Annotated in this window: 10 protein-coding genes; 7 read left to right on the top strand and 3 right to left on the bottom strand. The window is 70.1% G+C overall.

Annotated elements, in window-relative coordinates:
- Nucleotides 1-45 precede the first annotated feature (45 nt).
- Nucleotides 46-1,032, top strand: coding sequence for an ATP-binding protein (locus QF035_RS29035; protein ID WP_307523487.1), 987 nt, complete (start codon nt 46-48; stop codon nt 1,030-1,032).
- Nucleotides 1,033-1,065: 33 nt separating this feature from the next.
- On the opposite strand, the gene QF035_RS29030 is transcribed toward QF035_RS29035, so the two are convergent.
- Nucleotides 1,066-2,406: a hypothetical protein gene (locus QF035_RS29030; RefSeq protein WP_307523486.1), complete on the bottom strand. Its 1,341-nt coding sequence runs from the start codon at nt 2,404-2,406 to the stop codon at nt 1,066-1,068.
- A 325-nt stretch (nt 2,407-2,731) separates the two neighbouring features.
- Between QF035_RS29030 and QF035_RS29025 the strand changes: the two genes are divergently transcribed.
- The 6 genes from QF035_RS29025 to QF035_RS29000 all read left to right on the top strand — a co-directional run bounded on the left by QF035_RS29025 (nt 2,732) and on the right by QF035_RS29000 (nt 10,914).
- Complete coding sequence (locus tag QF035_RS29025; RefSeq protein ID WP_307523485.1) at nt 2,732-5,101, top strand: bifunctional SulP family inorganic anion transporter/carbonic anhydrase; 2,370 nt, start codon at nt 2,732-2,734, stop codon at nt 5,099-5,101.
- Nucleotides 5,102-5,341: 240 nt separating this feature from the next.
- A complete protein-coding gene (gene acs, locus QF035_RS29020) occupies nt 5,342-7,339 on the top strand; it encodes an acetate--CoA ligase (RefSeq protein ID WP_307523484.1) in 1,998 nt (665 codons plus the stop codon).
- Nucleotides 7,340-7,590: 251 nt separating this feature from the next.
- Nucleotides 7,591-8,997, top strand: coding sequence for a Na+/H+ antiporter NhaA (gene nhaA / locus QF035_RS29015; RefSeq protein WP_307531493.1), 1,407 nt, complete (start codon nt 7,591-7,593; stop codon nt 8,995-8,997).
- A gap of 137 nt (nt 8,998-9,134) precedes the next feature.
- Nucleotides 9,135-9,623 carry a phage holin family protein gene (locus QF035_RS29010; protein WP_307523483.1) on the top strand — a complete coding sequence of 163 codons (489 nt, stop codon included), beginning with the start codon at nt 9,135-9,137 and terminating at the stop codon, nt 9,621-9,623.
- Nucleotides 9,620-10,570 (top strand): alpha/beta fold hydrolase, encoded by a 951-nt coding sequence (locus tag QF035_RS29005; protein ID WP_307523482.1) that lies wholly within the window; start codon nt 9,620-9,622, stop codon nt 10,568-10,570. Before QF035_RS29010 ends, QF035_RS29005 begins: the two co-directional genes overlap by 4 nt.
- 164 nt (nt 10,571-10,734) lie before the next feature.
- Complete coding sequence (locus tag QF035_RS29000; RefSeq protein WP_079053496.1) at nt 10,735-10,914, top strand: hypothetical protein; 180 nt, start codon at nt 10,735-10,737, stop codon at nt 10,912-10,914.
- 74 nt (nt 10,915-10,988) lie between these two features.
- On the opposite strand, the gene QF035_RS28995 is transcribed toward QF035_RS29000, so the two are convergent.
- Entirely contained in the window at nt 10,989-12,188 is a 1,200-nt protein-coding gene (locus QF035_RS28995) for a MarP family serine protease (protein WP_307523481.1), read from the bottom strand.
- Nucleotides 12,189-12,307: 119 nt separating this feature from the next.
- On the bottom strand, nt 12,308-13,012 hold the full coding sequence (locus tag QF035_RS28990; protein ID WP_307523480.1) for an NUDIX hydrolase: 705 nt from the start codon (nt 13,010-13,012) through the stop codon (nt 12,308-12,310).
- Between the last annotated feature and the right edge of the window lie 2 nt (nt 13,013-13,014).

The raw sequence follows: 13,014 nt of genomic DNA, 5'->3' as shown, positions 1-13,014 counted from the left end.
TCTTCACGTGTGGCGGCCCCCGGACGCCGTCGCACCGCTACCTTAATGAACATGAAAATTGCTTTCGTTGGGAAGGGCGGCAGCGGCAAGACCACCCTGTCCTCGCTCTTCGTGCGCCACCTCGCGTCCACCGGATCGCCCGTCGTCGCGGTGGACGCCGACATCAACCAGCACCTCGGGCCCGCGCTCGGCCTCGCCGACGAGGAGGCCGAGCGACTGCCCGCCATGGGCGATCGGCTCGCGCTCATCAAGGACTACCTGCGCGGTTCCAACCCGCGCATCACGTCCACCGAGACGATGATCAAGACGACCCCGCCCGGCGAGGGCTCCCGTCTGCTGCGGGTGTGCGAGGACAACCCGGTGTACGAGGCTTGTGCGCGGCCCGTGGAACTCGACGGCGGCACCGTCCGTTTGATGGTTACCGGCCCGTTCACCGAGGCCGACCTGGGAGTGTCCTGCTACCACTCCAAGACCGGTGCAGTGGAGCTCTGCCTGAACCATCTCGTCGACGGCCAGAGCGAGTACATCGTCGTCGACATGACGGCGGGCTCGGACTCCTTCGCGTCCGGCATGTTCACCCGCTTCGACATCACGTTCCTCGTCGCCGAGCCGACCCGGAAGGGAGTCTCCGTCTACCGCCAGTACAAGGAGTACGCGCGCGACTTCGGCGTCACCCTGAAGGTCGTCGGCAACAAGGTGCAGGGGCAGGACGACATCGACTTCCTGAGGGGCGAGGTCGGCGACGACCTGCTGCTGACGGTCGGTCACTCGGACTGGGTGCGCGCCATGGAGAAGGGCCGCCCGCCCAGGTTCGAGCAGTTGGAGGACGGCAACCGCCGTGCGCTGCGCGCCCTTCAGGCCGCGGCCGACGCCACGTACGGGCAGCGCGACTGGGAGCGCTACACGCGCCAGATGGTCCACTTCCACCTGAAGAACGCCCAGTCCTGGGGCAACGAACGAACAGGCGCCGACCTGGCGGCCCAGGTCGACCCCGAGTTCGTCCTGCGCGAGGCCGAGGCCGCCAGGGCCTGAGCCTCACGCCGTACGGTCGCCCGCCCCCAGGGGCTACCGCTTGACCGCCGGTGCTCCCGGGACGCCCTTCGGGGCCGGGGCGGGCTGCTCGGCGAGGGGGGCCGAGGGCGGCTGCTCGGAGACGGGGGCCGGGGCAGGTTCCTCGGTGAGGAACGACGTCCAGCCGCCCTTCGGGTCCTCGCCCACCTTGAGGGTACGGAGTCTGTCCAGGGTCTTCGGGTCCTGGACGTCGAGCCAGTCGGCGAGTTGGCGGAACGAGACGCAGCGCACCTCGGACCTGGTGCAGACGCGCTCGATGGTCTCCTGGACGGCGCGCATGTACGTGCCGCCGTTCCAGGACTCGAAGTGGTTGCCGATGATCAGGGGCGCACGGTTGCCCTTGTAGGCGCGAGAGAAGCCCTTGAGCAGGCCGTCCCGCATCTGATCGCCCCAGTAGGCGTGCTTGGCCGGGTTGCCCCGGGTGGTGGCGCCCGACTGGTTGACCAGGAAGTTGTAGTCCATGGTCAACGTCTCGAAAGCGCGCCCCGGGACGGGGACGAGCTGCATCGACAGGTCCCACAGGCCCTTCTCCTTCTTGGGCCAGACCTGGTTGTTGACGCCACTGGTGTCGTAGCGGAAGCCCAGCTCCCGGGCGGCGCGCATGAAGTTCTTCCGCCCCTCCAGACAGGGGGTGCGGGCGCCGATGAGTTCCTTGTCGTAGTCGAAGGGCAGCGGGGAGCCCTTCGCCGTACCCGTGGTGCTCTTCCAGGACTTGACGAAGAACTTGGCCTGGGCGATCTCGTCCTTCCACTCCTCGACCGACCACTGGCCCACGCCGCCCCCGCCGCCGCAGAAGTGGCCGTTGAAGTGCGTGCCGATCTCGTTGCCCTCGAGCCAGGCGCCGCGCAGTTGCCGCACGGTGTCCTGGATGCCCTGCTCGTCATTGAAGCCGATGTCGGAGCGGCCCGGTGAGTGCCGCGGCGGCCGGTACAGCTCACGCTTCGCCTCCGGAAGCATGTACACACCGCTCAGGAAGTACGTCATCGTCGCGTTGTTGACCTTGGCCACCTTGCGGAAGTGCGAGAACAGCCGCTGGCTGTCCTCGCCGGCCCCGTCCCAGGAGAAGACCACGAACTGGGGCGGTTTCTGACCGGGCTTCAGGCGCTCGGGCCGCGGCAGGTGCGGCTGCGCGCCGGTGAAGGCGGTGGAGCCGTCGCCGATCAGACGGACCGCGTTCTTGGGTGCCGGGGCGCCCGCGGCCTTCGTCGCGTCGCGAGCGCCGTCACCGTGCGCGCCCTTCTCCACGCCGGTGTCACCGATACCGCAGCCGGCGAGCGCCGCGGCGCAGGCCGCGGCGGCCGTGACACCCGCGGCGATCCTCTGAGTGGTGGCCATGTACCGCCCACCTTCTTCCTTCATTCGGGCCGAAGCGGAAGGGATTCCGTGCGGTGAAATCCCGGATAACCCCGAGAAAACGGACAGAAACCGACAGCTCCCCCAAGATCGCAGGGATCCCGGAATGAATTAGCACGACAAGCCGATCAAAATGATTAATCACTCCCTGGAGTGAATTACTGACCCATTTGCGCTACTTTTTCGCACACGTCCTTTACTCTCCATTACGATTCATTTACCGAGCGTTGAGAAATCCCGCCGCTGTACGCCGTGACCCACGGCCGCGCCCCAAGCGACCGCGTAGCCCCGGAGGAAGACGGGAACCATGCCTGCCTGCGTCCCCACCCGCACCGACGACTCATCGCACATGCCGGACGAGGGGCGGCCGCACAGCCCGCCCGAGCGCCGCCGCCGAACCCCCCGGCTCCCCCGTGTCCCCCGCATCGCCGGCGCCGATCTGTCCGCCTCGATCGCCGTCTTCCTGATCGCCCTTCCGCTGTCCCTGGGCATCGCCCTCGCCACCGGGGCCCCGCTGCAGGCGGGGCTCGTCGCCGCCGCCGCGGGCGGGCTGGTGGCCGGCCGCCTCGGCGGCGCCCCGCTCCAGGTGAGCGGCCCCGCCGCCGGGCTCACGGTGGTCACCGCCGATCTCATCCAGAAGTTCGGCTGGCGCACGACCTGCGCCATCACCGTCCTCGCCGGTCTCGCCCAACTCGGCCTGGGCTTCCTGCGCGTGGCCCGCTCCGCCCTCGCCGTCAGCCCCGCGATCGTGCACGGCATGCTGGCCGGCATCGGCATCACCATCGCCGTGGCCCAGCTGCACATCGTGCTAGGCGGCTCCCCGCGCAGCTCGGTCGTCGCCAACATCCGGGAGCTGCCGGGACAGTTGGCCCACCCCCAGGTGGCCGCGCTGTCCATGAGCGCCCTGACGCTGGTCCTGCTGCTGGCCTGGACCCGGATCCCCGGACGCGTGGGACGGGCCCTTCGCAAGGTGCCCGCCGCGCTCGTCGCCGTCACCGCGGCCACCACCACGGCGGCGCTCGCCGGGCTCACCCTGCCCAAGGTCGACCTGCCGTCCTGGCGGAGCCACGCGCTGGCCGGACTGCCCGAGGGCCCGGCGCTCGGGATCACCGCCGCCGTGCTCACCGTCACGCTGGTGTGCAGCGTCCAGTCGCTTCTCGGCGCCGTCGCCGTGGACAAGCTCACGGCCGGGCGGCCGACCCAGCAGAAGCGCTCCGACCTCGACCGCGAGCTGCTCGGACAGGGCGCCGCCAACATCGTCTCCGGATCGCTCGGCGGGCTCCCCGTCGCGGGCGTGGCCGTGCGCAGCTCGGCGAACGTGCAGGCGGGAGCGGTCAGCCGGAACTCCACGATGCTGCACGGCGTCTGGGTGGTGGTCGCCGCGCTGCTGATGGTCCCGGTCCTGGAGCTGATCCCCCTCGCCGCGCTCGCCGCCCTGGTGATGGCCGTCGGAATCCAGATGGTGTCCCTGCACCACATCCGCACGGTCACCCGCCACCGAGAGGTGCTGGTGTACGCGGTCACGACCCTCGGCGTCGTCGTCCTCGGCGTCCTGGAAGGCGTCCTGCTGGGGGTCGCCGTGGCCGTCGGAGTCGCCATGCACCGGCTCACCCGCACCCGGATCACCCACGACGTGGACTCGGCGGGCGTCCACCACGTACGCGTACGCGGGCAGTTGACGTTCCTCGCCGTGCCGCGCCTCAGCCGGACCCTGCATCTCGTGCCCCAGGGGGCCGATGCCGTGGTCGAGCTGGACGGCTCCTTCATGGACCACGCGGCGTACGAGTCGCTGCACGACTGGCAGAGCACGCACCTCGCGCAGGGCGGCTCCGTCGAGCTGACCGGACGGACGGGGGCCCGGCTGGCCGCGCCCCACGTCCAGGGGGGCACCGGAGAGACCTCGCACTGCCACTGCCGGCCCTGGACGCCCTGGCGCAACCACCATTGCGAGCGCCCCGAGAGCGCCCCGCAGGACGGGCGTCGCAGCGGGCATCAACTGGCCAGCGGCATCAGCTCGTTCCAGCGCAACACCGCGCCCCTGGTGCGCGGTGAGCTGGCCCGGCTCGCGCGGGAGGGGCAGCGGCCCTCGCAGCTCTTCCTGACCTGCGCAGACTCCCGGCTGGTCACGTCGATGATCACTTCCAGCGGCCCGGGCGACCTCTTCGTCGTACGGAACGTCGGCAATCTCGTACCGCCGCCCGGCGAGGAGAGTGCCGACGACTCGGTCGCGGCCGCGATCGAGTACGCGGTGGAGGTGCTGCAGGTGCGGTCCATCACCGTGTGCGGGCACTCCGGATGCGGGGCGATGCAGGCGCTGATGAACACCGAACCGGGCGGCGCGCAGACGCCGTTGAAGCGGTGGCTGCGGCACGGGCTGCCCAGTCTGGAGCGGATGGCCGCCAAGGACCGGCCCTGGACGCGCATCGCCGGCCGGGCACCCGCCGACGCCGTCGAGCAGCTCTGTCTGACCAACGTGGTGCAGCAGTTGGAGCATCTGCGGGCGCACGACTCCGTGGCCCGGGCACTGCAGGAGGGCGCGCTCGAACTGCACGGGATGTACTTCCACGTGGGCGAGGCCCAGGCCTACCTCCTCAACGAGCGCGCTCACCACGAGGAGCCGGACGGCGAGGTCTTCGACCGGGTCGCGGCGACGGCACTGCACGACACACCGGCCTGAACCGCCACACTCGTCTGAACCACCCGTTCCAGGAGCCCCGCGAGCCCTCTCCCAGGGGCTCGCCCGGCGCCCTGCCAGGGGCCCGCCCCGCCCGCGAGCCTGAACCGCGCCCCTCCCCCGTCCGTGAGAACGTGTGGCCCCCCGTGTCCGCGGGAGGCCGCACGCACACATGATCCTGCCCACAGGTCTAAACCAATTCCCGGACGGCCCTTGTCACCAGGGGTCCCCGTCTGATGAGCTGTGGTCTGGGACACAACGGACACCCTGGGAAAGGGAGATGTCGTGAGCAACGAAAGCCTGGCCAACCTGTTGCGCGAAGAGCGCAGGTTCGCGCCGCCCGCCGACCTGGCCGCGAACGCCAACGTCACCGCGGAGGCGTATGAGCAGGCCAAGGCTGACAGGCTCGGCTTCTGGGCCGAGCAGGCCCGCCGGCTGACCTGGGCCACCGAGCCGACCGAGACCCTCGACTGGTCGAACCCGCCGTTCGCCAAGTGGTTCAAGGACGGCAGGCTCAACGTCGCGTACAACTGCGTGGACCGCCACGTCGAGGCGGGGAACGGCGACCGGGTCGCCATCCACTTCGAGGGCGAGCCGGGGGACGGCCGCGCCATCACGTACGCCGAGCTGAAGGACGAGGTCTCCCGGGCGGCGAACGCCCTCACCGAGCTCGGGGTCGAGAAGGGCGACCGGGTCGCCATCTACCTGCCGATGATTCCCGAGGCCGTCGTCTCGATGCTGGCCTGCGCCCGCATCGGCGCCGCGCACTCCGTGGTCTTCGGCGGCTTCTCGGCCGACGCCATCGCGACCCGTATCCAGGACGCCGACGCCAAGCTGGTCATCACCTCGGACGGCGGCTACCGCCGCGGCAAGCCCTCCGCGCTCAAGCCGGCCGTCGACGAGGCGGTCTCCCGGGTCGACGGCGTGGACAAGGTCCTCGTCGTGCGGCGTACGGGCCAGGACGTCGAGTGGACCGAGGGCCGTGACGTCTGGTGGCACGAGATCACGGCGAAGCAGTCCGCCGAGCACACTCCCGAGGCGTTCGACGCCGAGCACCCGCTGTTCATCCTCTACACCTCGGGGACGACGGGTAAGCCGAAGGGCATCCTGCACACCTCCGGCGGCTACCTCACCCAGGCCGCGTACACCCACCACGCCGTCTTCGACCTCAAGCCGGAGACCGACGTCTACTGGTGCACGGCGGACATCGGCTGGGTCACCGGCCACTCGTACATCACGTACGGGCCGCTGGCGAACGGCGCGACGCAGGTGATGTACGAAGGCACGCCCGACACCCCGCACCAGGGGCGCTTCTGGGAGATCGTGCAGAAGTACGGCGTGACGATCCTCTACACGGCTCCGACGGCCATTCGTACGTTCATGAAGTGGGGCGACGACATCCCCGCGAAGTTCGATCTCAGCAGCCTGCGGGTCCTGGGGTCCGTCGGTGAGCCGATCAACCCCGAGGCGTGGATCTGGTACCGCAAGCACATCGGCGGCGACCGCACGCCGATCGTGGACACCTGGTGGCAGACCGAGACCGGCGCGATGATGATCTCGCCACTGCCGGGTGTCACCGAGACCAAGCCCGGGTCGGCGCAGCGGGCGCTGCCCGGCATCGCCGCGACCGTCGTCGACGACGAGGCGCGGGAAGTGCCGGACGGCGGCGGCGGTTACCTCGTGCTCACCGAGCCGTGGCCGTCGATGCTGCGCACCATCTGGGGCGACGACCAGCGGTTCCTCGACACGTACTGGTCGCGCTTCGAGGGCAAGTACTTCGCGGGCGACGGCGCCAAGAAGGACGACGACGGCGACATCTGGCTGCTCGGCCGGGTGGACGACGTGATGCTCGTGTCCGGGCACAACATCTCGACCACCGAGGTCGAGTCGGCGCTCGTCTCGCACCCGTCGGTCGCCGAGGCGGCGGTCGTGGGCGCGGCCGACGAGACGACCGGCCAGGCGATCGTGGCCTTCGTGATCCTGCGCGGTACGGCATCGGAGACCGAGAGCCTCGTGGGCGACCTGCGCGACCACGTCTCGAAGGCGCTCGGCCCGATCGCCAAGCCGAAGCGGATCCTGCCGGTGGCCGAGCTGCCCAAGACCCGTTCGGGCAAGATCATGCGCCGGCTGCTGCGCGACGTCGCGGAGAACCGTCAGCTCGGTGACGTCACCACGCTCACCGACTCCACGGTGATGGACCTCATCCAGTCGAAGCTCCCGGCGGCGCCCAGCGAGGACTGACGTACGACCCGTAAGACGTACGACTCGTGAAGGGGCACCCGGCGCCGGACGCGCCGGGTGCCCCTCTCGCGTCTAGCCTGAAGATCACCGGATGGGGCCGGCCGCATCTTGGGTAGGCTGAGAAACACGTAAACAACGCGACAAGAGAAACGCGACAAAGAGAACCCCGAGATCCCAGAGATCTCAAAAGGTGCGCCGGGAAGTCTGGTCGGCAAGTGCTCAGTGATGCCTACCGACCGGAGGTCGTTCTCGTGCCCGCGCCCGCTCCCCCCAAGAACCACAAGGTCCTCGGACGGCTCTCCCTGCCCGAGCGGACCTTCGTCGCGGACGCGCTGCGCACCGAGACGGTCGGCGGTGTCCTCCTGCTCGCCGCCGCGATCGCCGCGCTGATCTGGGCGAACACCCCGATCCGGGAGAGCTACGAGTCGGTCAGGGACTTCCACGTGGGACCCGCCTCGCTCGGCCTGGACCTCTCCATCGAGCACTGGGCCGCCGACGGCCTCCTCGCCGTCTTCTTCTTCGTCGCCGGCATCGAGCTCAAGCGCGAGCTGGTCGCCGGTGACCTCAAGGACCCGCGGGCCGCCGCGCTCCCGGTCGTCGCCGCGCTGTGCGGCATGGCCGTGCCCGCGCTCGTCTACACACTGGTCGGCGTCACCGGCGGCGGCTCGCTCGCCGGCTGGGCCGTACCGACCGCGACCGACATCGCCTTCGCGCTCGCCGTCCTCGCCGTCATCGGTACGTCGCTGCCGGGCGCCCTGCGCGCCTTCCTGCTCACGCTCGCCGTCGTCGACGACCTCTTCGCGATCCTGATCATCGCGGTGTTCTTCACCGAGAACCTGAACTTCGCGGCGCTCGGCGGCGCCGCCGTCGGCCTCGCCGTCTTCTGGCTGCTGCTGCGCAGGGGCGTACACGGCTGGTACGTGTACGTGCCGCTCGCCCTGGTGATCTGGGGGCTGATGTACAACAGCGGCGTCCACGCCACGGTCGCCGGTGTCGCGATGGGGCTGATGCTGCGCTGCACCACCCGCAAGGACGAAGGCGAGCAACGTTCACCCGGCGAGCGCATCGAGCATCTCGTACGCCCCCTGTCGGCGGGGCTCGCCGTGCCGCTGTTCGCGCTGTTCAGCGCCGGGGTCGCGGTGTCCGGCGGCGCGCTCGGCGATGTGTTCACCCGGCCGGAGACCCTCGGTGTCGTGCTCGGTCTGGTCGTCGGCAAGACGGTCGGCATCTTCGGCGGCACCTGGCTGACGGCCCGGTTCACCAGGGCCTCGCTCTCCGACGACCTGGCCTGGCCCGACGTCTTCGCGGTGTCCTCGCTCGCCGGTATCGGCTTCACCGTCTCGCTGCTCATCGGGGAACTCGCCTTCGCGGGCGACAAGGCGCTCACCGACGAGGTCAAGGCCGCCGTCCTGCTGGGCTCCCTGATCGCGGCCGTCCTGTCGGGTGTCCTGCTGAAGATACGCAACGCCAAGTACCGCAGGCTGTGGGAGGACGAGGAGCGCGACGAGGACCTCTCCGGCATCCCCGACGTCTACGAGCAGGACGACCCGGCCTACCACCTGCGGATGGCCGAGATCCACGAGCGCAAGGCCGCCGAGCACCGAAGGCTTGCCGAAGTGACGGGCGGGGCAAGCGAGGAGAACGACGGTCCGGCATGATCTGACACGCACGGTCCGTTACGCACGTTCCGATACGCCCGGACCGGCACGTACGGTCCACACGTACCCAAAACGTGCACAGCTCCACGACGACAGACGACGCAAGACAACGGCGACAAGACAACAGGGAGAACGCGATGAGCGCACCCGACGGCAGCCCGGTCGGCGCCGAACGCAGCATCGGCCAACTGTTCGCCTCGGCGACGACCGAGATGTCCGCGCTGGTGCACGACGAGATCGCACTGGCGAAGGCGCAGCTCAAGCGGGACGTCAAGCGCGGAGCGGTCGGTGGCGGCGCGTTCGCGGCGGCCGGTGCGGTACTGATCTTCTCCCTGCCCATGCTGAGCTTCGCCCTGGCGTACGGCATCCGCACCTGGAGCGACTGGAACCTGGCCGTCTGCTTCCTGCTGTCGTTCGCCGCGAACGTGGTGGTCGCGGGCGTCCTCGCGCTGATCGGCGTGATCTTCGCGAAGAAGGCCAAGAAGGGCCAGGGCCCGCAGAAGACGGCCGCCTCGGTCAAGGAATCGGCGGCCGTACTGCAGAACGTGAAGCCGCACCCCCGTGAGGTGACCGCGGCCGACCCGGTCGGTGACACCGTCAAGGCTGTGGCACGCTCGTCCTCATGACGGACCCCGCCTCATCCTCGGCACAACCCACCTCGGTCGTACGGCTCGACGTGCCCGGCGGAAAACAGGTGACCCACCGGGACGTCGCCGCCAACGGCGCGCGCTTCCACATCGCCGAGATGGGCGACGGACCGCTCGTCCTGCTGCTGCACGGCTTCCCGCAGTTCTGGTGGACCTGGCGGCATCAGCTGGTGGCGCTCTCCGACGCGGGCTTCCGCGCGGTCGCGATGGACCTGCGGGGCATCGGCGGCAGCGACCGCACCCCGCGCGGCTACGACCCCGCGAACCTCGCCCTCGACATCACCGGCGTCGTACGGTCCCTCGGCGAGCCCGACGCCGCGCTGGTCGGGCACGACCTCGGCGGCTATCTGGCGTGGACCGCGGCCGTGATGCGCCCCAAGCTGGTCCGCCGGCTCGTGGTCTCCTCGATGCCGCATCCCCGGCGCTGGCGCTCCGCGATGCTCTCGGACATGAAGCAGACCGCGGCCGGCTCGTACATCTGGGGCTTCCAGCGGCCCTGGATCCCCGAGCGCCAACTGCTCGCCGACGAGGGGGCCCTGGTCGGCGAGCTCGTCCGGGACTGGTCCGGGCCGCGGCTGCCGGACGACGAGGCCGTGTACGCGTACCGACGGGCGATGCTGATCCCGTCGACGGCGCACTGCTCGCTGGAGCCGTACCGGTGGATGGTCCGCTCGATGGCCCGTCCTGACGGTATTCAGTTCAACCGTCGTATGAAGCGGCCGGTGCGGGTGCCGACGCTGCATCTGCACGGCTCGCTCGATCCGGTGATGCGCACGCGGAGTGCCGCGGGGTCCGGGGAGTACGTCGAAGCGCCGTACCGCTGGCGGCTGTTCGACGGGCTCGGACACTTTCCCCACGAGGAGGATCCGGTGGCTTTCTCGACCGAATTGGTGAACTGGCTGAAGGACCCCGAGCCGGACCGCTGAGGCATCGCGCCGCAGGTCGGGGGCCGTTCGGCGAGGCACTGGCACCATCCGCCACACCCGTCCCGGGAACGCCTGTTCTACGAACGGCCAATTGCCCGACGCATAGGCCGATTGGGGGGCGTGGGGGCGGTTATCGACCTTGGGGCAGGGGCAGACGTCGGGGTATGGGCTGGACGCACGACTACAGTGACGCAGCACGAAACCGCCGCTCGGCCAGTGGCCTGAGCTCCCACCAGAGGGGAGCCCCGCAGCTGCAGGGCACGGATCCTCGGCTGGGAATCCCGCACATTCTGAAGCGCCGTGCCCGCTGGGTCTCGGCGCGCCTGCGTCACCCGCGCGACTGAGGACGCGCGCGGCCGGAAGCCTCGGACCTTCGCCCGTGTGACTCCCGTCGGCCGAGCCCCTCCGCGCCCCCGGACTACAGCGCGCAGCTGTCGCTGCCCACCTGTTGGTTGGCGGTACGACCCTTGGTGATGTCCTCCTGGACCTCTTCCACGGTCAGCGCGTATCCCGTGTCGGCGTTGTCGAGGGACTTCGCGAACACCACGCCGTACACCTCGCCGGTCGCGGTGAGCAGCGGGCCGCCGGAGTTGCCCTGGCGCACGGTCGCGAACACGGAGTAGACCTTCCGCTGCACGGTGCCGCGGTGGTAGATGTCCGGGCCGTTGGCCGTGATGGGTCCGCGCACGCGTGCCGGGTTGACCGTGTACGAGCCGTTCTCCGGGAAGCCCGCGACGATCGCGTCGTCCCCCCTGGTCGCTTCCTTGGTGCTGAACTTCAGGGCGGGCGCGTTCAGATCGGGTACGTCGAGTACGGCGATGTCGCGCTCCCAGTCGTAGAGCACGACCTTCGCGGCGTACCGCTTGCCCTCGCCGCCTATCTGGACGTACGGCTCGTTCACGCCGCCCACCACATGGGCGTTGGTCATCACGCGGCGCGGGCCGAAGACGAAGCCGGTGCCTTCGAGGACCTTGCCGCAGCTCTGGGCGGTGCCGGTGACCTTGACGATGGAGCGCTGGGCGCGGGCGGCGACCGGGCTGCTCGCGAGGGCCGGGTCGGGCGGATCCACCTCGTTGATCGGCTCGTTCGAGAACGGGCTGAAGACCTGCGGGAAGCCGTTCTGCGCGAGGACCGAGGAGAAGTCGGCGAACCAGGTGTCGGCCTGGTTGGGCAGCGCACGGTCCACGCCGAGCATCACCTTGGAGTTGCGGACCTCCTTGCCGAGCGTCGGCAGTGTCGTACCGGCCAGGGCCGAGCCGATCAGCCAGGCGACGAGGAGCATCGCCACGACGTTGACGAGGGCGCCGCCCGTGGCGTCCAGGGCGCGGGCCGGGGACCAGGTGATGTACCGGCGGAGTTTGTTGCCGAGATGGGTGGTGAGGGCCTGGCCGACCGAGGCGCAGACGATCACGACGACCACGGCGACGACGGCTGCGGTCGTGCCGACCTCCGCGTCGTCCGTCACCGCGCCCCAGATGACCGGCAGGAGGTAGACCGCGACGAGACCGCCGCCCAGGAATCCGATCACCGACAGGATGCCTACGACGAACCCCTGGCGATAGCCCACGATCGCGAACCACACGGCGGCGACCAGCAACAGGATGTCCAGCACGTTCACTGCTTCAAGCCTCGCCTCATCACTTTGCGGTGGCCGTGCCTCGGCCGGGGGTCCGGGGACACCCGGCGCAGCCGCTCATGTCGCGGCCCCCGGAGAGACACAGCACGGGTGCCACCCTGTCATGCGCGCCAGTCGAGCGGGACCTGCTTGTCGCGGTCCCAAGGTCGTTCCCAGCCCGCGTAGTGCAGGAGGCGGTCGATGATTCCGGCCGTGAAGCCCCAGACCAGGGCGGATTCGACCAGGAATGCCGGACCTGCGTGGCCGCGCGGGTGCACGGCCGTCGCGCGGTTGCCGGGGTCCGTGAGATCCGCCACGGGGACCGTGAAGACGCGGGCCGTCTCAGCCGGATCGACCACGCCGACCGGTGTCGGCTCGCGCCACCAGCCCAGCACCGGGGTGACCACGAAGCCGCTCACCGGGATGTAGAGCTTCGGGAGCACGCCGAAGAGCTGAACGCCGCGGGGGTCGAGCCCGGTCTCCTCCTCGGCCTCGCGGAGGGCGGCCCGCAACGGCCCGTCGGCCTTCGGGTCGCCGTCCTCGGGGTCGAGGGCGCCACCGGGGAACGACGGCTGCCCCGCATGCGACCTGAGCGAACTCGCCCGCTCCATGAGCAGCAGCTCGGGGCCCAGCTCTCCCTCGCCGAACAGGATCAGTACGGCCGACTGGCGCCCGCCGCCGTCCTCCGGGGGCAGGAAGCGGCTCAGCTGGAGCGGCTCCACCGTCTCCACGGCATGCACCACCGGGTCCAGCCAGCCCGGCAGGCCGTCCTTGGTCAGGACCAGATCGCCGTCCTGAATGTCGTGCGTGCGACTCGCGCGCGTCATCG

This window comes from Streptomyces umbrinus, from assembly GCF_030817415.1.
Taxonomy (GTDB): domain Bacteria; phylum Actinomycetota; class Actinomycetes; order Streptomycetales; family Streptomycetaceae; genus Streptomyces; species Streptomyces umbrinus_A.
Note: the sequence above shows the minus strand (reverse complement) of the source record. Positions and strands in the feature narration are given on the sequence as shown.